Origin of the sequence: Aminipila sp. (assembly GCF_032051575.1) — a bacterium.
Classification (GTDB): domain Bacteria; phylum Bacillota; class Clostridia; order Peptostreptococcales; family Anaerovoracaceae; genus Aminipila.
The window spans coordinates 159,554-183,582 of the sequence record NZ_DAMBYD010000006.1; the positions used below are offsets into that span (position 1 = coordinate 159,554).

General features: G+C 32.6%; 20 protein-coding genes and 1 pseudogene. 4 read left to right on the forward strand and 17 right to left on the reverse strand.

Going from position 1 to position 24,029, the window contains the following annotated elements; translation table 11 throughout:
• Positions 1-232 precede the first annotated feature (232 nt).
• Both RTW14_RS09845 and RTW14_RS09850 read left to right on the forward strand, forming a co-directional pair.
• Positions 233-346: a PAS domain-containing protein gene (locus RTW14_RS09845; RefSeq protein WP_312650265.1), complete on the forward strand. Its 114-nt coding sequence runs from the start codon at positions 233-235 to the stop codon at positions 344-346.
• Between the two features lie 17 nt (positions 347-363).
• Entirely contained in the window at positions 364-1,206 is an 843-nt protein-coding gene (locus tag RTW14_RS09850) for a DMT family transporter (RefSeq protein WP_312650268.1), read from the forward strand.
• A 310-nt stretch (positions 1,207-1,516) separates the two neighbouring features.
• Here the strand turns inward: RTW14_RS09850 and RTW14_RS09855 are convergent, their stop codons facing one another.
• From RTW14_RS09855 to ruvC, 15 genes and pseudogenes are all read right to left on the reverse strand, one after another.
• On the reverse strand, positions 1,517-1,903 hold the full coding sequence (locus RTW14_RS09855) for a LytR/AlgR family response regulator transcription factor (protein WP_312650766.1): 387 nt from the start codon (positions 1,901-1,903) through the stop codon (positions 1,517-1,519).
• A pseudogene (locus tag RTW14_RS09860) lies at positions 1,886-2,065 on the reverse strand (response regulator); the annotation flags it as partial. The pseudogene RTW14_RS09860 and the gene RTW14_RS09855, both read right to left, overlap by 18 nt.
• A 30-nt stretch (positions 2,066-2,095) precedes the next feature.
• Positions 2,096-2,224 (reverse strand): hypothetical protein, encoded by a 129-nt coding sequence (locus tag RTW14_RS09865; RefSeq protein WP_312650271.1) that lies wholly within the window; start codon positions 2,222-2,224, stop codon positions 2,096-2,098.
• Positions 2,225-2,679: 455 nt separating this feature from the next.
• Entirely contained in the window at positions 2,680-3,723 is a 1,044-nt protein-coding gene (locus RTW14_RS09870; protein WP_312650273.1) for a virulence RhuM family protein, read from the reverse strand.
• A gap of 259 nt (positions 3,724-3,982) precedes the next feature.
• The gene (locus RTW14_RS09875) at positions 3,983-4,579 is read right to left on the reverse strand and encodes a helix-turn-helix domain-containing protein (protein ID WP_312650276.1); all 597 of its coding nucleotides are present in this window, start codon (positions 4,577-4,579) and stop codon (positions 3,983-3,985) included.
• Positions 4,580-4,625: 46 nt separating this feature from the next.
• A complete protein-coding gene (locus RTW14_RS09880) occupies positions 4,626-4,781 on the reverse strand; it encodes a hypothetical protein (protein WP_312650280.1) in 156 nt (51 codons plus the stop codon).
• A gap of 263 nt (positions 4,782-5,044) precedes the next feature.
• Positions 5,045-6,589 carry a DUF4489 domain-containing protein gene (locus RTW14_RS09885; protein WP_312650283.1) on the reverse strand — a complete coding sequence of 515 codons (1,545 nt, stop codon included), beginning with the start codon at positions 6,587-6,589 and terminating at the stop codon, positions 5,045-5,047.
• 377 nt (positions 6,590-6,966) lie between these two features.
• Positions 6,967-11,223, reverse strand: a complete 4,257-nt coding sequence (locus RTW14_RS09890) for an NACHT domain-containing protein (RefSeq protein WP_312650286.1) — start codon at positions 11,221-11,223, stop codon at positions 6,967-6,969.
• Positions 11,224-11,519: 296 nt separating this feature from the next.
• Positions 11,520-12,689: a 23S rRNA (uracil(1939)-C(5))-methyltransferase RlmD gene (gene rlmD, locus RTW14_RS09895; protein ID WP_312650291.1), complete on the reverse strand. Its 1,170-nt coding sequence runs from the start codon at positions 12,687-12,689 to the stop codon at positions 11,520-11,522.
• A gap of 66 nt (positions 12,690-12,755) precedes the next feature.
• Positions 12,756-13,877, reverse strand: a complete 1,122-nt coding sequence (gene tgt, locus RTW14_RS09900; protein WP_312650294.1) for a tRNA guanosine(34) transglycosylase Tgt — start codon at positions 13,875-13,877, stop codon at positions 12,756-12,758.
• A 74-nt stretch (positions 13,878-13,951) separates the two neighbouring features.
• A complete protein-coding gene (queA, locus tag RTW14_RS09905) occupies positions 13,952-15,016 on the reverse strand; it encodes a tRNA preQ1(34) S-adenosylmethionine ribosyltransferase-isomerase QueA (RefSeq protein ID WP_312650297.1) in 1,065 nt (354 codons plus the stop codon).
• A gap of 25 nt (positions 15,017-15,041) precedes the next feature.
• Positions 15,042-16,475, reverse strand: coding sequence for a SpoIID/LytB domain-containing protein (locus tag RTW14_RS09910; protein ID WP_312650300.1), 1,434 nt, complete (start codon positions 16,473-16,475; stop codon positions 15,042-15,044).
• An 18-nt stretch (positions 16,476-16,493) separates the two neighbouring features.
• The gene (ruvB, locus tag RTW14_RS09915) at positions 16,494-17,507 is read right to left on the reverse strand and encodes a Holliday junction branch migration DNA helicase RuvB (RefSeq protein ID WP_334308163.1); all 1,014 of its coding nucleotides are present in this window, start codon (positions 17,505-17,507) and stop codon (positions 16,494-16,496) included.
• Between the two features lie 20 nt (positions 17,508-17,527).
• The gene (ruvA, locus tag RTW14_RS09920) at positions 17,528-18,124 is read right to left on the reverse strand and encodes a Holliday junction branch migration protein RuvA (RefSeq protein WP_312650305.1); all 597 of its coding nucleotides are present in this window, start codon (positions 18,122-18,124) and stop codon (positions 17,528-17,530) included.
• 30 nt (positions 18,125-18,154) lie between these two features.
• Positions 18,155-18,661 carry a crossover junction endodeoxyribonuclease RuvC gene (ruvC, locus tag RTW14_RS09925; RefSeq protein WP_312650308.1) on the reverse strand — a complete coding sequence of 169 codons (507 nt, stop codon included), beginning with the start codon at positions 18,659-18,661 and terminating at the stop codon, positions 18,155-18,157.
• Between the two features lie 246 nt (positions 18,662-18,907).
• Between ruvC and RTW14_RS09930 the strand changes: the two genes are divergently transcribed.
• Positions 18,908-19,357 carry an arginine repressor gene (locus RTW14_RS09930; protein ID WP_312650311.1) on the forward strand — a complete coding sequence of 150 codons (450 nt, stop codon included), beginning with the start codon at positions 18,908-18,910 and terminating at the stop codon, positions 19,355-19,357.
• A gap of 23 nt (positions 19,358-19,380) precedes the next feature.
• The gene (recN, locus tag RTW14_RS09935) at positions 19,381-21,051 is read left to right on the forward strand and encodes a DNA repair protein RecN (RefSeq protein ID WP_312650314.1); all 1,671 of its coding nucleotides are present in this window, start codon (positions 19,381-19,383) and stop codon (positions 21,049-21,051) included.
• 102 nt (positions 21,052-21,153) lie between these two features.
• On the opposite strand, the gene RTW14_RS09940 is transcribed toward recN, so the two are convergent.
• Positions 21,154-23,289, reverse strand: coding sequence for a methyl-accepting chemotaxis protein (locus tag RTW14_RS09940; protein ID WP_312650319.1), 2,136 nt, complete (start codon positions 23,287-23,289; stop codon positions 21,154-21,156).
• A 179-nt stretch (positions 23,290-23,468) separates the two neighbouring features.
• The gene (locus RTW14_RS09945) at positions 23,469-23,969 is read right to left on the reverse strand and encodes a shikimate kinase (protein WP_331654431.1); all 501 of its coding nucleotides are present in this window, start codon (positions 23,967-23,969) and stop codon (positions 23,469-23,471) included.
• Positions 23,970-24,029 lie beyond the last annotated feature (60 nt).

Genomic DNA, 24,029 nt, shown 5'->3' on the forward strand with positions numbered 1-24,029 from the left:
AAGCTCTTATTTTTCTGCAATAGCTTCAATTTCAACTAATGCATCCTTAGGTAGTCTTGCTAGGGCTGATTGCTGCTGGTACCTTATCTGTATTTACAATTCCCCGCATTGTTTTCCTCCTTCCTATGGAAATAATTTATCCCTATAATAATATATTTTCCCTTTAACATATATTCCAGATTTCCGTTTTATTATTGTAAAATGGAGTCCTGAGCAAATTGGAGGTGCATTTATGACAAATTCTTTATTAGCTCCATATATTAAACTAACTGAAGTTTTAGGAAACACTTTAGGTCCTGATTATGAAGTGGCTTTACATGACTTGACTAATAGAAAACATCTTTAGTTGCGCAAAGTATTGGTATGAAAAATCTAAGTCCATTTGCCTTTAATGCAGCAAGATTCTATGTTGGTTCAGTTGTACTTATACCAATCTTATTATTTTCTAATTCATTTAAGAGTTCATTTAAGAGCAATCCAAGCGATCAAGATATCCAAGGAAAACAGTTCTATTCAAATCACTTCTTATTAAAAAGTAGCTTTATTTGCGGTTTCATTCTTTTCATCACTGCAACTTTTCAACAAATCGGTATTATATATACTACTGTAGGAAAGGCAGGATTTATCACATCCTTATATATTGTAATCGTACCCGTTCTTGGTCTATTTATGGGAAAACATATTTCTATGCGTATACGGATTTGCATATTATCCGCTATGATTGGCATGTACCTGCTCTGTATGACCGGTAAGTTTAACATAGCCTATGGAGACTTTTTGATTTTACTATGTGCATTAACTACAGCCATACATATCCTTTTAATAGACCATTTTTCGACGAAAATTAATGAAATTAAGTTCTCGTGCCTCCAATTCTTCTTTTGTGCTACATTAAGTTTGTTAATTTCAATTGTTTTTGAAGAAACAAGTTTTAACGCTCTCATAGCCGCTATCCCTCCAATTCTATATTCGGGAATTTTATCTTGCGGTGTAGCCTATACCCTCCAAACTCTTGGACAAAAACATGTTCCACCTACTATGACTGCACTTATACTCAGTTTAGAATCCGTATTTTCTGTTTTATCGGGATGGCTAATACTTCATCAAACTCTTTCCATTAAAGAACTAATCGGTTGTGCGATTATGTTTTACGCTATTGTTTTTTCCCAGCTTCCAAATCCAAAACATATCAATGCAGACACTTAGTATATTAAAAATTCTAATGATAATTTAAGGATATTAAGGCATGATTTTAAAAACCATATACTGGCTTTAAGCAGTATGGCAAAAAAACAAGAAAATGAAAAGATTATAAGTTATTTAGATAGTATGCAAAATCAACTTTTAGTAAAAGGAAACTATGTTTGCACTCATAATATATCTTTTGATAGTATCTTAAACTTTAAATTGCATAAAGCCAATGAGTTAGGTGCTGATATAAAAATAGATGCATATATGCCGAAGGCATTATATATTAAATACATTACTATACTATAATACGAATATAGTTGGTTCATTATAATCCTCTTTTCGTTAAACTTGTCCTAACTTCACTCCTATATTGACGTGTAATATTTAACATCTGTCCATCAAACAGCCTTATATTGTCATATGTATATTCTGATATATAATTTTTATTTACCAAATATGATTTATGTATTCTGATAAAATTAGAACTTAACTTCATTTCAATTTCTGATAGCTTTCCATAAAATTCTTTACAATCCTCTATTGTAATAATCTTTATTCTTCTTGCTTGGCTGGTAAAATAAATTATGTCTTTTACATGAAGTCGTTCTATTGTTTTATTGCAACTAAACTCAAATACTTCTTCATATTGCTCAATTAAGTGTCTGGCTTTATCTATATTAAATATAATTTTTTCTTTATTTACAGGTTTTATTAAAAAATTCAAAGGTCGTATATCAAATAGCTCCATTGCATAGCCTTCAACCCCAGAGATATAAATTATTTTTGTACATTCATTGTTATAAGTTTCTCTGATTTCTTTGCCTACTTCAACTCCATTCATAGGCAGCATTTCAATATCTAAAAATACTAAATCAAAATATTCTCCTCTACTTAACTGTTTTAATCAATCTTCCCCTGCATAATATACTTCAACATCTAACATAAGCCTACTATTTTGGCCATATTCTAATATTATTTCTTCCATTTCAGCGCACACTTTTTCCTCATCATCACAAATGGCTATTTTAAACATTTTAATCCCCCATATTATCTACTATCAACACCCTTTATAAATTATATCATACAGAGAAAAAAGTTAAAACATCACTGTATGTAAGCTTGCCTTTATTTACTGATTGCACGGAAAATCCTTATTCCCGCCCATTTTAAAAGGGCAAAAACTATCACATTTCTGTCAGTTTTTTGCCCCCAAACTTTCTTCAAAACCATAATATATCGTGGTCAACTTTTGTTATTTATTATGACAACCACATTTAATCATCTTTTTTGTCACCTCAAGGTTCTCAAATCTTTTGACTGGAGTCAAAACGACCAAACCCTTTAGTTGCAACGCTTATGCACGTTCCAGCAAACAAACTACCTCCGTATGCCGTGAACTGGTAATAATGATGACATAAGGACCTGGTGGTTCCTTGGCGGGAAATAATTCTTACCTTAAAAAAGCTTTTCTAGTATAAAAAATACCATCTAATCTTTATAATTCCACTCATTTATTAGCCTATCAAAATCAGATTCAAACAGCCCATCTTGAACAATGCGATATTTCTCAAATTCACTTTCTGCATGGGCTTTGGCAATTTCAGCTGTCACCTTTCCAGCATCTTGTAAGACTTCCCTATCCGTTGCTTCTATGAACCGATTCAATCTAGTTTCCCAATCTTCCATTGTCATTGGAATATGTCTAATTGCCATATCCTCTGCAATATCCAAATATGCAGAAACTAACCTTTGAAGTTGTGACATTTCAAATTCTGTTAAATAATTTTTAGCAATAGAGACATCAAATTTTTGGATTTTTCCATTTGGTGCATCTTTCCAAGAAGTCAGACCCATATGTGTTTTTTGAGCATCTGCTCGCGTATATATGATTTCTGATGCGGTTTGACCGTGAATTGCCCAATGTAACTTATTTTGTACGGTTGCGAAAAAACGCTTTGTAGCATTTGAGCTTACATCGTAATCAATAGCGGTCGCATAGATATCAGTAATTTTTTGATAGAATTTTCGTTCACTCAAACGTATTTCACGAACTCGCTGAAGCTGTTCTTCAAAATACTGTTCGGTTAAAATAGACCCACCATTCTTCAAACGTTCATCGTCCATTACAAATCCCTTTATGGTGTAATCTTTTACTATTTGATTCGACCATTTGCGGAACTGTATCGCTCTCTCATTATTCACTTTAAATCCAACTGCAATAATCATTTGTAGATTATAATGCATTATATCTCTGTTTACATATCTACTTCCTTCGGTTCGAACTATCCGGAAATTCCGGATAGTTGAGCTTTCATCTAGCTCATTATCTAAATATACCTTTTTAACATGATCATTAATTGTGCGGATATTTACTTTATATAATTCGGCCATCATCTTCTGAGTAACCCATATATTCTCATCTTCATAACGCATTTCAAAGCTTTGAGGATTATCCCCTGTTGCTGCAATATATGTTAGGTATTCTGCTGCACTCGAACGTATGGTGATTTCATCATTCTTTTTCTTCGCCATAAGTTTTCTCCTTCCTCTTTAATTAAATAATTATCCCTATTACCTGTATTAATTGTTCTTAGTCCAATTTTTTCATTCAATTGCTATTTTTTTCTTGCTCTTAGTATTTATATCTTAGCATAAAAAAGCATACAGAACAAGCGTTCTACATGCTTCGACCATTTTTTTATTTTATCAGCTCTAATTCAAATCAATTTAATTATTTTTTTCCAACAAACACACACACTCCGTATGCTTTAACTAAAGTGAAAGTTTCCATCTAATTTTTCACTATGAATGGTTCCAAAAACCAAGGTAAATATTTTTCACAAATTTCTTTTTTTACAATCGCTTGTCCACCAAATATTAAAAATATTCCTACATCTTCTTCAGAATTTATAATCATTGGCTTTCCACGCACTTGTTTACAGAGCTCAATAGCTTTATCAGGTATAACTGGTCTCAGTATTCTAATTTGCATTTCCCTAGTTTCATCAGTCCAACCTACCCATTGAGTTTGACCACCAATCTTATCCTCATTGGCTTCTATCCAATAATAAGTTGCATTAACATCAATTATATAATCATTTTTAGATTTTAAATAATTTTCATAAAAGATATTATATGTCCCCTCCCCAGAGACTTTATTCTTAATTTCTTCCTTTTGTTCTTGAATACAACTAATTCCTAATAAGTAATCTGATGATACCTCAAAAAAGACTGCTAATTTAGCTATTGTATATGTATCTGGCCTGGATTTTCCTCTTTCATAGCGTTGTACAGATTTAACCGTAATCTCTAACTGATCCGCTAAATATTCCTGCGTCATTCCTAAAGCTATTCTTAATTCCTTTATCTTATCTCCTAATGATTTCATTACTAATATCGTTCACTCCTTTCTTGACACTAATTATACACTATGGTTAGCTGTCAAGAAACGGACAATGATGTCTCTTACTTGAAAATATATGTATTGCCATATCATCTGTATTTCCGCCTATTATAAAGGGGCATAAATCGTCCTTTTTTCGTCCGATTTTTGCCCCAATTTCACTTCCAAGCCAACATATTGTGTTCATATTTCGTTATTTCTTATCAAAACCACATTTCGTCATCTTTTTTGTCATCTCAAGGTTCTCAAATCTTTTAGCTTGCGCAAAACGACCAAATCCCTCTATTTTTCAATGCTCTTGCCACGCTCCAACAAACAAACTACCTCCGTGTGCCTTGAGTAGACAATAATGATGCCATAATGGCCCACTGCTTCCTTGGTGGCAAAGTATTTTTCTCGAAAACAGTTTAATCTCACTCTCTTATTTGATCTAGTCCAATCTCCTCCTTGTTAATTGCAGGATTCCACCGCTAATATAGAAAGTACTGCTTTACTTATGCCAATATCATATATAAATATATGGTCAGATGCAGTTATACTGGTTAATTCAAGAATATAGGTGCAGCAATCACCGCATACGTTTTCATTGTCGGAATATTCAAATTTTAAAGCATTGCTTTGATTAAGGGTCAGTAAATTTATAGAATTATAAACAAAGGAGGTTAATAGCTGTAAAACATTACTGTTTTTGCAGGTTCTGTATAGGGTAAAATTATAAGTTGTCGTAGCTGTTGAACTTGAGTCATTGTGTATAATTCCATTAAAATCTATAAGAAACTTTGGACATTTTAAATTACTTATATCAATTGTGGTGCTGACTATAGGAAGGTTTAAAGTTTGTGTTAGCTGTCTATCAGCTGGTATATCAATAGGTCCAAAATAAAAAGAACCGACATTACTGCTAAATATACTATTCCCAATTAATTTATTACTTCTGTTTAAACAGCAATCAAAAGCTAATGCAGAGAAGGTGCCATTGTTAATAGAAAGAGTCATCGTTCCTGGCTGCCCTCCGTTAGTAATACTAGTTAGCTCAATAATATAGGTGCAGCATTCAAAGCAGTTTTCATCACAAGGAGAATATTCAAAATTTAAAGTTTCACTGTTAGAAACTACGTTAGCGATAATATTTGTAAAGGCAAAGGTTGTGACCGGAGTACGGACTCTGCTGCCTTTGCAAAGCTTAAATAAAGTGAAGTAAAGTGTAGGTGTTACACCTATATTCATTGTAACTATATTCAATATTCCTGTAAACTTTAAGCGCAGCTTAGGCTTCTTCATTAAGGTTGTATCCAAGTTAATAACAGCAATAGGTTGATTTAAGGTAATCAAATAGTTTGGAACTGTAAAAGTAAGATTGCTAGAATAATAAATATTAGAATTAACACATAGTAAGGCATTTCCAGAGTTTTTATTATGAATATCAGAAAAGTAATTGCTTTTTTGATATTCTACGCCCAGTATAGAAATAAGTCCACTGTTAATATCAAAGTTTAAAATTGAGGCGTTAGTGGATTGAATACTAGTCAATTCAAGAATATAGGTGCAGCAATCTTCGCATAATTCATCACAGTGAGAATACTCAAAATTTAAAGTGCGGCTATCTTGATTTGTAGCAAGTACATATAAAAAGTCAAAAGTAAAGATAGCCAGTGTATTTGAAACTTTATTGTTTTTACATATACTGGTTAAGGTGAATTTAAATTTAAACATATCAGTATTATTTGCTGTTATATTTAATATTCCATTAAAGTTAATTAGCCATTTTAAATTTTTGTTGCAAGATGTGTCAATTGTAGTACTTGCAATTGCTTGATTTATATCTATTGTTGACACACCGCCTGTAAAATCAATTGTTCTTGGTCCCAAAGACCCATTACCAGTTGACAAAATAGAATTACCAGGTACTGGATGTTTTTTATCTATGCAATTAAAATCATTATTCTTGCAGTCTGATATTTTTTCATCGCAGTCATATCTGAACACATTTGTCATGAGATTTCCTCCTTTAATAATGTAAATTACATTTTACTGTATAGTATTATGGTATGAGTAAAACGTGACTGTTTGTAATCGTCAAATGTAAGCATGCCTATACACGTATAAATAAATTATATAGAATAAGGGTATCGGATAGGCTATACCCAGCCTATCCGATACCCTTATTATGTTACTTGAAAATTTAATATTGCCATAGGCCTTGCTTACTCGCACTAAATTCCGATATAACTCTCTTTTTCGAGTTTCAGAATCACACACTCCGTATGCCTTGAGTAGACAATAATGATGTCATAGGGAGCTGGTGGTTCCTTGGCGGAGTTCTTACGAATACGAAGTACATGAGTTTCCTGATTCGTTATTTAATCATCAATTTATGTCAATCTTTGAACTATACTAGCTAAATTTTCTATCAACTGTGGCATTCCATTTGCAATGCAGCTAGCACTTATTCCAACAATTAAATTATTTATTTGGGCCTTGACTCCACCAAAGCGGTTATTTTTTATATTGTCATTTAATACATTAATTCGTTCTTGTTCTTCATGTGGTAAATCTAATTTTGCCAATTCTTTTAATAATAAATTTAATTCTTCTTTTAATCCATCGTTTACCACAACTGATGCTTGATCCCCAACAGCTAAATGTTGTATTGTTCCATTATTAGTGATATTGTAATTATTTCCCATATGAATAACTCCTTTTTCCAAAAACGATTTGACTTCTGCTATACTCCAGCTACTACTTAATTGACTATGCAAGTCTGTTCTAATACTTTCAATATTCCCATAGCAAAATGTTGCTAATTTTTCTCTGCCAATACTTGCATTTGCTAACTTTTCCAATGCTATTTTTACTTTAAGTGCATTACCATTTGATGCAATATTTTTTATAGCACCACATAAACTATTATATAATCCCCAAGAATCTAAATCTATAAAATCATTTTTTGTTACCAATTCCGATAATTTCATAACTAATTCTAAAGATTCAAAATCCTTTACTTTACTAATTTCACCTGTAATAACGGGTATTGTCCCCTCTTCGTCTGGATAATCTGGTATTCGATTATTCTCTATTGCCAAATTATAATATTTTTTCAAGCCAAATAAAGAATCAATAGAAATCAACTCTTGCAAATACATTTTACCGTCTTCAGATTTCGAGTTTTCCTCTTGCATTCTACATATAAGTAGTCCATTTTTTTCGGACTGACATTTATTTACTATAATTTTTAATTGAACTGTGTTTGAAGTGGGTAAAAGATTTTTATATACATAATTGCTGTCTTTTACAACCATTATATACTCTAATATCTCACCTTTAACATACTCTGTGTATTCATTATCTTTCCATATATCTAAAGCCAAATCTATTCCATCATCTAATTTGTTTTCTTTACAAAAATTCAAATGTTGAAGAGCTACATCACCAATCAAAGTTTCGTTTCTCAAATTAAAGATAATTTGATTTTTCATTTCTTCATGTCTGATGCGTCTGATTAAATATGAAGAAAATTGACGATAAGAATTTTTCGTTTCATTAAATAAAGTAGTAGGTATCATCAACATTTTCAAATAAACTTCTTCTTCATAATCAAGAGAATAAAACGTTGTAAAGAATAACAAATTTTTAATTAAATTACTACAACTAAAACCATTTACTTTCAACTCTATCTCGGATTCAAAATTTGTTTCATAAATCTTTTTATAGCAATAATTTATAATGATCTCCTCTTGTTTTTTACTTACTTCGATATCTTTAGATGAATTATACATTTTCTTTACAATGCGATTAATCGAAAAGTCTTCCCAATTAATTGCATAAATAAAATCTCTCAATTTATCAGAGTTATTATTTTCCTTCAAATAACAGTCATAGTAAATATCAGATAGCTCTGGTTTATTTTTTATATTAGAATGCCAATTTTCTAATATACTACCATCCGGCATCAGTAATTTAATAAAATCATCTATTAATTTTAAATATTTCTCTTCATCAAATAAAGCATTAAAATATATTTGCTTCCCCCTTTTTCTAATAAGATCATAATCCACTACCTCTCGCTTAGGAATTTTTATGCCTTCCTTTTCAAAAACTAGCTTAATAATTTCTTCAAATCTGTAATCAGAAGTATTTCTTCTTAGAGCATATTCAATAAATATTCTTTTAATTTCTAACTCGTCATTTTTATATATCTCTATAAAATCATCTATACACTGTTTATCCATAATATCTTCTATGCAAAAAATCCCTTCATCAAGATTTTTACACTCATTTAATACAAAAGCATAAGTATCAAAAACTGTACCTGTATTATTAAAAAATGTCTTTATTAGAGACACTAATCTTTGATTAAATCTCATTGAACTCTTTATAAAAAGAACTTGTATATCATTTAATACCTTTACTTCACCTTCTTTATACAGAATTTCAGCATTAAAGATTATTGGGTCAAAATATTCTTCACCTTCCCACCAAAATGGAGAATTTTCATCCAAATTTATTAAATAATTTAGTACATATCTAACAGCTTCGATACTATTAATTGACGGGATATTTTTATCCAAATATATTTTTTCACTTAAATTTATTGTTTCTTTTTTGTTAGAATGCCAAATTTCAATACCTTTAATAAGAAATCCCACATATTTATTCTGTAGATTATGCTCTTGTATAAATAAATACATGCCATATCGAATGTCACTTATACAATTTTCATAAAAAAGCTTTATAAGTTCATCTGCAATTTTTTCTGTATAAATCCTTGAATTGGATAGAATCATAATAAGGCATTGTTTTTCATAACTATCCATTTTTTCTGATTTACAATATTCAAATATAATTGATCTTATATCATTTTCATAGCAGTAGAAATCTGTAATAAATCTCAGAATTCTTAAGGCATTATTAAAGGAGATTATGTTTGTAAAATTTTCCACCTGATTCAATAGGTATTTTAGTAGATGTTTAGATTGTCCAAAATTAGCTAACTTTTGTGATGAATTAACATCCCAATTTATCGACATATTCTTTTCATTATAATTTTCTAAAATTGCAATTATCAATTCACCTCTTTTATTATAATCAACTGTATTAATCTCAAATTGAACCACATAAGATGGATGTTCATCTATTAACCATTCAACAAGAGTATTTTTTTGGTAAATTGATACTAAAAAAGATAAAACATTCATCCATAATGGATTAATTGTATCTAACATTTCTTTATAAGTGATAAGCTCTTTTATTTCAAATAATTCCATATTCGAAAGAAATTTAGCTACTAAATATTCTTTGAAGTTATTATGTTCAAACTTCCAATTTAGTCCATTATATTTTCTCCATATTCCAGTATATTGAAGTAAACATCTTTCATTATATTCAAATAATATTTGATATTCAGCTTCATCAAAATCCTGTTTATTTAAACAGTGCAAGCTAAATGCTACTTTTTGAAGTAACTCATTGATTTTTACTTTTCTTTGATAAAGAGCTTCCGTACTAATATATTTATTACTATCCTGACAGAATCTATTATCTATCATTTTATCTATTAGATCGCTCTTTTTAGGCAAAATTTTATCTTTATTATATATTTCAATTAGCATTTTAAGATAAAATGGGTTTTTGATTAAATCTTCTAATGAACTTTTTGAAATAGCCTCCATAAAATATTTTCTATCACCAATTTGCCTTTCAATATAATCTTCTACTAATTTATCATCAATAGGTAATAGCTCTAGTTCATAAAAATTATTAAAACTACTGATAATACTTTCCTGTGATAAAACATAAAAATTTTTTCTTGAAGAGATTATAAATACGGTATTTTCTTTATATTGATTTGTAAATCTATTAAGTCTTTTTATAAATGCATTGACATTCTTAGCTTCTATCTCATCAAATCCATCTAAAATTATGAAAGACTGACCTTTATATGTGTTGTCAAAACCAATAAAATTTTCAATAGAATGGTCTATATATGTTGATAAATCATAGCTATATACTTTATAAAAATCAAGTTTAGAAACAGCTGTGGTTAAGCATTCCAATTCTTTACTTTTTCCCATCCCTGCATCTGCAAGTAGCACAACTCTCTTTTTCGCACAGCAAATATCATATAAACTCCCGCTTACATGTTTATCTTTAAAAGATCTAACGTTTCGCTCAATATAATCATTTGGATAAAAATAAGATATTTTGATTCCTGTATATTTTTCAATTTCTCTACGAATTATGTTATTTGTATCTTTTGTAATATTAAATTCAATATATCTTTTTAAAATATCATTTTCTACGACTAACTTCCTTAACTCTTTTATAATAAAATCTTTTTGTTCTATTGCTAAGATTGTTCCATCAAAATTATTCAAATTAAAATTTAAAGGCACTGTGTTGAAAATATTATCTTCGAATATCCATTTGCATAATATGTCTACATTCTCTTGTCTAGCTAAAGCAGAATCCTCAACTACGAGATTTGGATTTTCTATTCTAAAGTTATTTTCTAACTTGATAAAAACTTCCGTCATATTACTTTCAAAATCTTCTTTCGTAATATAATTAAAGCACTCAGATACAAAGTTTGATATAAAATTAATTAATAGCCCTGATAATATTGTATTCATGCTCCCTCCAAAACTCTTTCTATTTTCATAACGGCCGTTCAATATTCCTTATTTTACCACACCCTTCAAACATCTGTCGACCTTATCTCCATCAATATAAAGATGCCTTTAATATAAATATTTCATAAAAATTCCTCAAAGTAGCAATCGTTGCCGCCTTGAGGAATTTTTACAATCATATCTGCATATGTCATCCTTATTTTTGCATATTTTTAAGGGGCAAAAATCGTCATTTTTACGCTCGATTTTTGCCCCAAATTCACTTCAAATCCACAACATATTGTGGTTAGCTTTCATTATTTCTTATCAGAACCACATTTCGTCATCAGAACCACACACTCAGTGTGTTTCGTCATCGGAAAATTATCATACGCCTTTACTGTTTTAACCTCATATCCATACAATTGCATAAACTGCAAATTTTCAGCCAACGTCTTAGGATTACAAGATATATAAACAATCTGATTAACCCCATAATCTACAATTTTGCTCAATGCCTTATTTTGAATTCCCACTCTTGGAGGATCAACCACGATTACGTCAGGTTTTTCTTCTATATGGTCCAGTACGTCAAACACATCTCCGGCAAGGAACCGGCAGTTTTTCAGTCCATTCAGCTCTGCATTTACCTTGGCGGCTTCTACAGCTTCCTCTACTAATTCCACTCCGATAGCCATTTTGACCTTCAATGCTAAAGCCTGCGTAATAGTCCCTGTTCCGCAGAATAAGTCGTAGACGGTTTTGCCTTCAACATTTTCAATTAGCTCTAGAGCTTCTGCATATAATCGTTCCACTGCTTCAATATTTGTCTGAAAGAATGAAAATGCACTTACTTTAAAATCGAGGCCCATGATTTTTTCCATATAATAATCACGTCCCCAAAGTATCTTCAATTCATCACAATAAACTGCATCTGAAAGCCCGTCATTTATAGTCCTAAGTACTCCTACAAGTTCATTATCAAGCTTAAGGCCCTGAATACATTCAACAAAACCCTGTTCATCAAATTCAACCTGAGAAGAAGTAACTATATTTACAAGTAATTCTTTAGTTCGTTCCCCTTTTCTTATAATCAGGTTTCTCATTAACCCTTCATGGGATTTTTTATGATAGAACTTATATTCATGTTGATTACAAAATTCCAGAACAGCTTTCAGTATTATATTAAAATCAGGATCTACAAGCTGGCATTCATCAACTGTAACAATTGACATAAATCTACCCTTTTGATGCATTCCCAAGGTCATTTCTCCATCTTTAACTTGGTCTCCAAAAGTATATTCCATCTTATTTCTATAGGCATACTGTTTTGGACTACCTTCAATGCCTAAAAACTTTTCACAAACTACATCTTTTGCATCAAGTAAACGGATGACTTCTTTACCCTTCATTTCTACCTGTTTTTCATAAGGTATACCCTGATGAATGCATCCTCCACAAAATTGGTCATGCTTACATATTTCCATAAATCTCTCCTATTTCCTTTAATGATTTATTTAGAATTTGTCACAGTAGACTAGCAAGGCAGGTTCTTAGAACCTGCCATACTTAGTATAAAACTCATTTTTATATTCAAGAAATCGATCTTCTTCTATAGCTTTTCTTATATTGCCCATCATATTTACTAAGAAGTGTAAATTATGGTTAGATAAAAGCATTGCTGATAACATTTCATCACATTTATACAAATGTCTTAAGTATGCCTTTGAATAATTTCTGCAAGTATAGCAGTCACATTCAGGGTCAAGAGCTTCAAAATCTCTTTCATACTTTGCATTTTTTATGTTTACTCTTCCATATGAAGTCATAGCCATACCATGTCTTGCAATTCTTGTTGGAAGGACACAGTCAAACATGTCAACCCCACGTTCAACACCTTCAAACAAATAATCAGGGCTTCCGACTCCCATCAGATATCTGGCTTTTTCACTTGGTAAATAGTCAACACAATCATCCAGCACATCAAGCATTAATTCCTTCGGTTCTCCTACACTTAATCCACCTATGGCATAACCAGGTAAATCCAAATCAACGATCTGCATGGCACTTTCATATCTTAAATCCTTATACATACCACCCTGCATGATTCCAAATAAAGATTGTCTCTCCACATCTTTATGGTAATCCTTACATCGTTTTAACCATCTGGAAGTTCGTTCTAAGGAATTTTTCACATAATCTCGGTCTGCAGGATATGGTGCGCATTCATCAAAGGCCATCATGATATCTGAGCCTAAAGCATTTTGAATCTCCATTGATTTTTCTGGTGAAAGCATATGTTTAGAACCATCAATATGAGATCTAAACTCTACCCCTTCTTCTGTAATTTTTCTTAAGTCCCCCAGGCTGAAGACTTGGAATCCACCACTATCTGTTAATATGGCTCTGTCCCAATTCATAAACTTATGAAGTCCGCCTGCTTCTCTTACAATTTCATGACCTGGCCTTAGATATAAATGGTACGTATTAGATAATATAATCTGCGCTCCCATTTCTTTGACCTGCTCAGGTCTCATAGCCTTTACTGTAGCAGCCGTTCCAACAGGCATAAACACAGGAGTCTCAATAGCACCATGAGGTGTATGAACTCTGCCTCTTCTAGCCTTTGTCCGACTGTCTGTCTTTATCAGTTCGTAAGTAACTGCATTTTTCATCTATAACATTCTCCTTTTAACTTGTTTTTATGACCAATCCAAATGTGTGAAACAAATCGTTGGAAGGTCAGATGCTACAAAATCAGCATCGCATCGCCGTATGAAAAGAATCGGTATTGTTCTTCTACGGCAGTATTATATACTTCAAGAATTTTCTCTCTATCGTATAATGCAGAAATAAGCATTAATAATGTTGATTTTGGTAAATGGAAATTTGTAATCAAGCAGTCAATTATTTTAAATTCATAACCTGGATATATAAAAATACCAGTATCTCCATGTCCTGATTGAACTTCATATTTTGAGGTAGAATCAGTTTGATTAGGAATAGCTGCACTTTCCACAGTTCGGCAAGACGTAGTTCCAACAGAAATAATCCTGCCACCTGCTGCTTTAGTTTCATTTATAATCCTTGCACTCTCTTCACTTACCTCGTATTCTTCAAAGTGCATCTTATGCTCTTCTATGATTTCACATTTTACTGGCCTAAAAGTACCAATACCTACATGTAAAGTAACATAAGCCAATTTAACACCCATTTCTTTTGCTTTTTCCAGAATTTCATCAGTAAAATGAAGACCAGCAGTTGGCGCTGCCACAGATCCCTCTTCTTTACAGTAAACTGTCTGATATCTGTTCTTATCTTCCTCCTCACTGGCTCTTTCAATATAAGGAGGCAATGGCATACTCCCAAGTTCTTCAAGCCTCTCAAGGAAGATACCTTCATATTCAAATTTTACATGTCTGGTACCTTCTTCACCATAATCTATTATGGTAGCCTTAAATGGAGCAGTAGCACCTTCCCTTGAAAAATCAACTACATCTCCTGGTTTAAGCCTCTTACCTGGTTTGACCATGGTTTCCCAAGTATCACCCTCAAGTCTTTTAATAAGAAGGAATTCAACTTTAGCACCAGTTCCTTCCTTCGTTCCAAATAACCTGGCAGGCAATACTTTTGAATTATTTAATACCAAACAATCTCCCGGCTTCAAATATTCTAAAATATTATAAAAATGTTTATGTTCAACGTCTCCAGTATCCCTATGAACTACCAAAAGCCTTGAATTGTCTCTTTTATCGGCCGGCTTCTGCGCAATTAACTCCGGAGGCAAATTATAATCAAAATCATTAATATGCATTAACCTTATAACTCCATTCTATTATCTAATCAATTGTAATATCCGTATAATAATACTTTAATATGTCCATATATGTAAAGCCTTTTTTGGCCATTTCTACAGCGCTATCCTGAGGCATACCGATGCCATGTCCATAACCAAGCCCTGTAAATGTTACATTTCCACCACTCACACTCTCTAATGTGTTGGATATCTGATTACCGCCTGTAGTCTGATTCATATCCGCAACAGACTTCGTATCTTTACCATTATGAGCATACATACTATTTGTTGAAATCTGACTAGTGGAACCACTTTTATTTATTACATACACCGTTTCAGGTAATACGGTTGGGCTATTCGAGGATTTAGAAACTACATAAGGCTGCGAAGAATTATTCACCACAGGCTGGGTGCTTCCATTTTCATTTAAAGAAAACCTGTTTGATTTAATAACAGTAGCCCCTAAAACGCTCCTTATTTTTTCTTTCTGTAACGTGGCAATACCGCCTGTTCCTGTGAATTGAATGGTATCCACAGCCCCTGACTGATTCCTCTTTATTATGGAAACATTCGTAATCGTTCCTATATTATTACCTGCAGCAGATAATTTACTTGCTAACTCAGAAAATGTAAAAGATTGACTCCAAGGATATGAAGGTGAATATTCATCTTTAACTGCTTTTAAGTATCCTAAACTGCTTCCCCATACATCTTGAACATCCTGAGTATAACCACCACTATTTTTAAAGAAAAATGCAGCTACAGTTTTACCTTCATAATTTATAGTCTCTCCCTTAGTTTGATCAACAGCTGCGATGGTCTCAGGATACTCATCATTATATCCCTTATAAACTTGACAATGAGTTGATGCACAAAGGTCAAAACCATACGAGTTATGAGTCCCAAGTTTGCAGACTGCAAAGCTCCTTGCTGCAACAGCCTGAGCCTTTAGCGCTTCTATTGGGAATGATTTACTTAATTCAGCATTTATGACACCATATAAATATTGCTCCATAGGTAAAAAATTGATAATTGTCAACTTGCCTGAAGAAATATTAAACATGATTCCGCCTCTATATTTACTATTTGCAAAAGTTAAAGTACTACCATTTTCATAGTTATATGGCATAATACAATTTGCGTTTTGAAAACCTGTGTTCATTGCAATCGTTTCACCAGAGTTTTTTGTTCCAATTAACTGTATGCTGCCAAATTGAATACTAATAGTTACTTTATTTACATCCTGGAAAGCCGCCAATTCAGTAAATCCATTATTATCTCCCATACCTAATTTCACACCATTATCAAATGTTACATCATATTGGCTGGCACTTGAACTTCCATACTTTAAACCAATCTTAATATATTCCGGTATAGAATCTGCTCTGGCATAATCTAAATCTAAACTAATACATGCTGTCATTATTATTACCATTACGACAACTGTTGACAAAATATCTTTTACCGTAACCTTCATATCTGCTCCTTATTTTTATTAATCTGGTAAATTAATTCCTAAATGCTTATATGCTTGTTCTGAAACCATTCTTCCTTTTTGTGTTCTGTGTAAAAACCCTGCTTGTATTAAATATGGCTCATATACATCCTCAATAGTCACTCTGTCTTCCCCAATGGAAGCTGCTATTGTATCTATACCTACAGGCCCACCTTTAAACCTCTCAATAATCATTCTGAGTATTTCCCTGTCCAGTGTCTCTAAGCCATACTCATCAACACCAAGAGATCTTAAAGTTTCGTTGGTTATATCAAGGTCAATAATACCGCTTCCCTTTACTTGACTAAAGTCTCTAACTCTTTTAAGAATTCGATTGGCAACTCTAGGTGTTCCCCTAGATCTCTTAGCCATAGCCTCAAGGGACTCATCATCCACTTCAATATTTAAAAGTCCTGCTGACCGCTTAATAATTAATTTTAACTCATCAATAGTATAAAGTTCAAATTTACTGACTACACCAAATCGATCCCTAAGAGGTGCGGACAAGCTGCCTGCTCTGGTAGTGGCCCCGATTAAAGTAAACTTAGCCAAGTCAAGTCTAATAGATCTTGCAGATGGTCCTTTCCCTATGATGATATCTAATGCATAGTCCTCCATTGCCGAATATAATACTTCTTCTACTGACCGATTTAGCCTGTGTATTTCATCTATAAAAAGAACATCATTTTCATTTAAGTTAGTAAGTATAGCTGCTAAATCTCCTGCTCTTTCTATTGCTGGTCCTGAAGTGATTCTTAAATCTACACCAAGCTCATTGGCAATAATTCCTGCTAGCGTAGTCTTACCTAAACCAGGCGGTCCATAAAACAATACATGATCTAAAGGTTCATTTCGCATTTGCGCAGCTTCAATAAATACTTTCAGATTATCTGTTGCTGTTTTCTGACCGATATAATCATCTAATTTTTTTGGTCTTAAAGTAAGCTCTACCCCTTCATCATCACTATTTTGATTGGTCGAAGTGACACGCTCATCATATTCCATAAAATCCATCATAAATGCTCCCGTTTATATTAGCATAATCTTTTTAATGCTCTCTTTAGATAATCTTCAACAGTCAAGTCATTTTCCTCTATTGCTGCTAGTGCTTCGACTGCTTCTCCCTTACTATATCCAAGTGCCATCAATGCATTAACGGCCTCTCCCTTTTCATTCGCATTTGCATTTGTAATATCTGAAGCTGAAACACCGCCAGTTATTGCATCCGTAGCATCCAGCTTGTCTTTTAATTCAAGAACAATCCGTTGAGCAGTTTTTTTACCTATGCCATTCGCTTTTGTTAGTGCTGCTGCATCCTCAAATACAATAGCCTTTTGAAGTTCCATAACTGGTAATGTGGATAAAATAGATAATGCTGCCTTAGCTCCTACACCATTTACAGTCATAAGCTTTCTAAATAACTGTAGACTTTCCTTATCTGGGAATCCATAAATACTTATATCATCTTCTCTAACAATCATGGCTGTAAAAACCATTACCTGCTGGCCTTCTTTAGCCAAATATACAGAAGAATTGTCCGGAACATAAACTTCATATCCCAGACCACCTGTTTCTATAACAACACCGCCAGCAAAATGCATAGCTAATATTCCCTTTATAAAATGAAGCATATTGCCCTCCTTATAATCTATACAATTGTATTATCGTAATTTCATAGCTTTTGACAATCTTTTATTTGAATTAGCTGAATGTCCATGGCATACCGCTGCTGCCAGAGCATCTGCTGTATCGTCAGGCTTTGGTACTTCTTTAAGATTAAGAATAGTCTTAACCATATTTTGTACTTGCTTTTTTTCTGCTCTTCCATATCCTACAAGAGCCTGCTTTATCTGTAATGGTGTATACTCTGCTATTTCCATACCTGAATTAACGCAGGCAAGTATAGCCACTCCTCTAGCCTGTCCTACCATAATTGCTGTTTTAGTATTTGTATTAAAAAACAGCTCTTCAATGGAAGCTACTTCAGGTTCATATTGTGCAATGATTTCTGTTAGTGAACTATATAAACATTTCAATCTGTCTGGCATTTCCATAGAAGCTTCGGTTGTCACAGCTCCGTATCCACAGACTTCAAAATGATTTCCCTTCATTTCAACTATACCATACCCCAGAATTGCATAACCTGGGTCTATACCTAATATTCTCATAAATTCTCCATAATTATAATATTATACCACAAATTTCTTCTAATCTAAATCTTATTATTTCTTCCATTTTATCACACAAACACATGTTTGTCTACTTGTGCATATACATATACTTTATTGTATAAAAGTTCTTATAATTTTGAAGTTATTGCATAAATAATAATTGTTGTTGAATATCCCTGAATAATTATGTTATTATATACATGTAATGTATTTTTATTTTAAAAGATACGCGGAGGTAAAGATATGCGTTATTCAAGGCAAAACAAAATTCTTGAAATTATCAATAGTTATGAAGTAGAAACACAAGAAAAGCTTGCTTCCTTATTAAAAGAAAGTGGTTATGATGTTACTCAGGCCACCATTTCAAGAGATATTAAAGAACTTCAGTTAATTAAGGTTTTATCCAATACTGGAAAATATAAGTATGCTTTAGGTAACTCCATAGAAACACCCATTTCTGACAGATTTATAAAAATCTTTAAAGAAACCATTAGAAGTGTGGTCCCATCTTACAACCTTATTGTAGTAAAAACATTATCTGGTTGTGCAAATGCTGCAGGAGAGGCTATTGATTCATTAAACTTCCCTCATGTTGTAGGCTCTATTGCCGGAGACAATACCCTTATGATTATAGTGGATGAATTAGAAAATGTGCCTATTCTTGTAGGAAAGTTTAACGATTTATTACAATAATACCCTTTGGGAGGTTAATAAATATGATTTCTCATTTACATGTAAAAGATTTCGCTATTATTAACGAAATGAATGTAGATTTTCATTCTGGATTAAATATTATTACCGGTGAAACAGGTTCTGGTAAATCTATTATAATAGAAGCAGTAAGCCTTGCTTTAGGAAGCAGGGCAGATACTGCTTTTGTTCGTTCTGGGAAAGATAAAGCTGTCATTGAACTCATCATAGAAGATTGTTCATCTCAGGCCGCTGATCTTTTAACAGAAAACGATATTCCTATTGATGATAATCAAATTATAATAAAACGTGAAATTACGGTTTCAGGAAAAAGTGTTTGCCGAGTTAATAATCAAATCGTTTCTGTATCCTTTTTGAATACGCTATGTAAAAAACTCGCAGATATTCATGGACAATATGACCATCAGTCATTACTTAATCCTGAGTTACATATAACCCTTCTTGATTTATATAACAGTTCTGAGATATTACCGATTAAAGCTTTAACTGAAAAGTTTTATCTTGAATACCGAAAGCTTTCCAGTGAATTAAATTCAATCATATCCAATGCTGCTGACAATCAACGTAAACGTGATTTTATGGCATTTGAACTGAACGAAATTAACAGTGCCAAACTTTCCATTGGAGAGGATGTGATTCTCGAAGAAGAGATTTTGTCACTTCAAAACAGTGAAAAGATATATGGAAACTTATCAAATGCATATGAAACGATTTATGGTGACTCGCCTTCCGTCTTAGAGGCGCTAACCAAAATACAAAATCAACTGCAAGAAATTGCTCAGTATTCTAGACCTGTTTCTGACTTGCTTTCTGATTTCGATGATGCTTATTACAAGCTAGAAGATATCAGCAGGGAAATCCGCAATATCAGGGATGATATTACGTTTGCACCAGATGAATTAGATATGGCTATTTCCAGGATGGATACTATTGATAAGTTAAAAATAAAATTTGGTGGATCTATTGAGAAGGTACTAGCTTATGGGGAGCAGTTAGAAAATGATTTATCCCTCATAGAAAATATTGATGAGGCGAAAGGAAATCTTACTCATGCGCTTTCAGTGTGTGAAGAGCAGTTGAAATTAACCTCAGAAAGGCTTTCAACACTTAGAAAAGCATCGGCTATAGAACTTCAGAGTAAAATTAAAGAACAACTTTTAGAATTAAGTTTTAATAGTTCTGAATTTGAAATTAGCTTTTCTAATAATCCTTCTGGTTATACTGTAAGCGGAACGGATGTTGTAGAGTTTCTTTTAAGTACAAATCGTGGTGAACCCCTTAAACCTTTAGCAAAAATAGCTTCTGGAGGAGAAATGTCCAGAATCATGTTAGCTTTTAAGAAGATTATTAGTGATTACGATGACATTTCTACAATGATTTTCGACGAAATAGACGCGGGTATTAGTGGAATTGCTGCCAGCGTTGTAGGAAAAAAACTAAAAGAGATTGCACAAAATCATCAAGTGATATGTATTACACATCTTCCTCAAATCACAGCTTGTGGAAGTCACAACTTTAAAATAGTAAAACATTCTGATGAAAAAGCTACATATACAACTGTGGTGCCTCTTTCAAAGGAGGAGAAAGTCCAAGAAATTGCCAGACTACTTGGTGGACTTAATATCACAGAATCAACTCTAAAAAATGCAGAAGAATTAATTGAAGCATCTATCTAAGCAATAATAAAAAAGCTTTTAAACTTGCTGAGGCATCATCCACGATTGCCCTTTAACAAGCTTAAAAGCTTTTTTTAATTCATATTTTTAATACTATGCACGCTACTGTGCGATTTTAAATTTATTCACTAAATTCTCCAATATACTTGCTTGACCAGCAAGTTCTTCACTTGCTGCAGCACTTTCTTCGGCTGTTGCAGAGTTTGTCTGCACAATTGCTGCAATTTGGTCAACACCTATAGTTATTTGCTCTATTCGGTTTGCCTGATTGTCTGATGCATGTGCGATTTTGCCCGCAGATTCAACCAGTTTACCTGTTGAAGAAGCCACGTCATCAATTGTATTTACTGTTTCTACTGCTATCTTAGAACCATTTTGAATTGCAGAAATAGTGTTTTCAATAAGTTCTGTGGTATTTTGGGCTGCTTCAGCACTTTTTTGAGCAAGATTTCTTACTTCATCAGCAACCACAGCAAATCCCTTTCCAGCAACACCTGCACGCGCAGCTTCAACCGCAGCATTTAGTGCCAGAATATTTGTCTGGAAAGCTATATCATCAATGGTCTTAATTATCTTACTGATTTCATTTGCAGAATCTGAAATATCTGACATAGCATTTGTCATTTCTGACATTTGTACAGTTCCTGCTTTCAATGCATTCCCTGCCTGACTGGCTATTTCATTTGAATCTTTTGCATATTCAGCAGTCCCCTTAATCTCATTTGCAATCTCTGTAATTGTCGCAGATAATTCTTCAATGGAAGATGCCTGTTCTGTTGCTCCTTGAGAAAGAGCCTGTGCACCATCTGAAACTTGTTCACTGCTTACATTTACCTGTTCTGATGCTTTACTAATTTCAATCATTGCAGAGGTTAAATTATCCTCGATATCATCATACATTTTATATAATTTAGCATATTCCCCTACATATTTATCGGAGCATTGACTTTTTGCCGTAAAATCTCCGTTGGAAATAAGTTCTAAAGTAGTAGCCACATCTGAAATAATCGTTCTTATATTATTCGACATTTCGTTAAAGGCATTTGTAAGTTCACCTATTTCATCATTTCTATCTGATTTGAGATTTAATTCAAAATCACCATTCGTAATACTCTGGGCAGCAATGACTAAATTATTTAAATATTTTAAGGATTTATTTACTAAAACAAAAATCATATAACTAACAATTCCCAGTGCAATAATCATAAATACTATCTGTAAACAAACAAATTTAGCAATTGGTTTAATGATTTCACTTTGATGTATACCTACCATTGACCACCATGTCTGCTCACCAATTTTGATAGGATAGAAAAAGCAAATTACTTTTTTATGGTCCTTATTAGAAACGCTGATATTAAATGCTTTTTTTTCACTTAATTTCTCAGTCATAGCTGATAAGTCTTTATCATTTGTATAGTCCTTTGACAAATTATGTCCCACATTCTTAACGTCTGTAGGATCATAAACAACATTGTATTTGTCACTGTAAATATTAAAGAACATGGTAGAATACTTACTGTTTGCATTTGATTTAAAGGCAGAAAATAAATTGATATCTATATCTGCAGTAACAACTCCAACTGCATTTCCATTTATAAGAATGGGATAAGAAACAGTTATCATGTTAATCCCCTGGTATTCATAAGTCTCACTTACATGCACTTGTTTAGATTCCATTGGTGCTTTATAGTATTCTTCATTACAATAATCTTCATATTTTCCAAAAGTCTGTATTGCATTTGATTCTATATCACCGTCAGCAATATAAAGTGTATAATCTCGTATATTCTTATCAAAAGCATATGGCTCAAAATAAACACCCATCCCAATGATGTCTTCACTGGTAGAAACATTATTTTGAATATTTTCTATCGCATATTGTTCTATACTTTTTGTTTTTTGCGACATACCAACCTTATATACAGCACTTAAATTAAGATTATTTGCACTAATATCACTAGACGCGGTGTCTATTTGCATTGTTTTAGCGATATATGATGAAAGTAGCTCTACGGTTTTCTCTGATTCTTTCAAAACTCCATCCGAAATAATAGAATTTGTTTTTGCTGTACTGGAAAATTCGGATATTACAGAATTTTTCATTTGAGAATATGTATTTGCAGATGAAAAGGTTATAAAAATAGCAAATATAATAACTAATAATAACACAATCATGAATGTTAACCTTGAAGCAACTTTTTGCTTGTTCACGCCTACTTTACTTATCATTTTCATAGCAACTCTCCTTTTAATTACCTTTATCTTTGAAACACGGATTGCAAAAACAAAAATGCCTTGAATATATAAAATATCCAAGGCACTACGTCATGCTTAATCTTATTTTTCCTAAAATGCTACTTCATCGTATGCATTTATAAATTTATGGTAACATATGGAATATATTTTGTCAAGGATTAATGGTGCTCCACTAATTTCATGATTTTCTCAATGGTCTGCTCAACAGTCAGTCCTTCAGTATCAACTATAATATCTGCATTTCCTTCATATAATGGAATTCTATTATCATATAAATCTCTCAAAGTCTGCCCTGGAGCCATAGTAATACCTCTAGTGGTTATATTATCAAGCCTCTTCTCAATACTTTCAAAAGAAACCTTAATATATACTATTAATCCATTTTTCTTAAAATGTTTCATGGCTTCTTTGTAATATACAGCACTTCCACCGGTTGATATCACTGTATTTTCAGTAGCCAAGCTACGCAGAACGTATTCTTCAACCTTTTTAAAATAATCATTGCCTTTTTGGTTGATTAAGTCCTGCAATAATGCCCCTTCTCTTTCCTGAATCAATAAATCTGTATCAAGGAACTTCATTCCCATTGTTTTTGCCAATACAACTCCTACCGTACTTTTGCCACAAGCTGGCATGCCTATTAAAATCAAATTCTTCACATGCATAACCCCCACTATACTTGCTATTTTCCCTTAAAAAGAAACTATAAAGAGATTTCT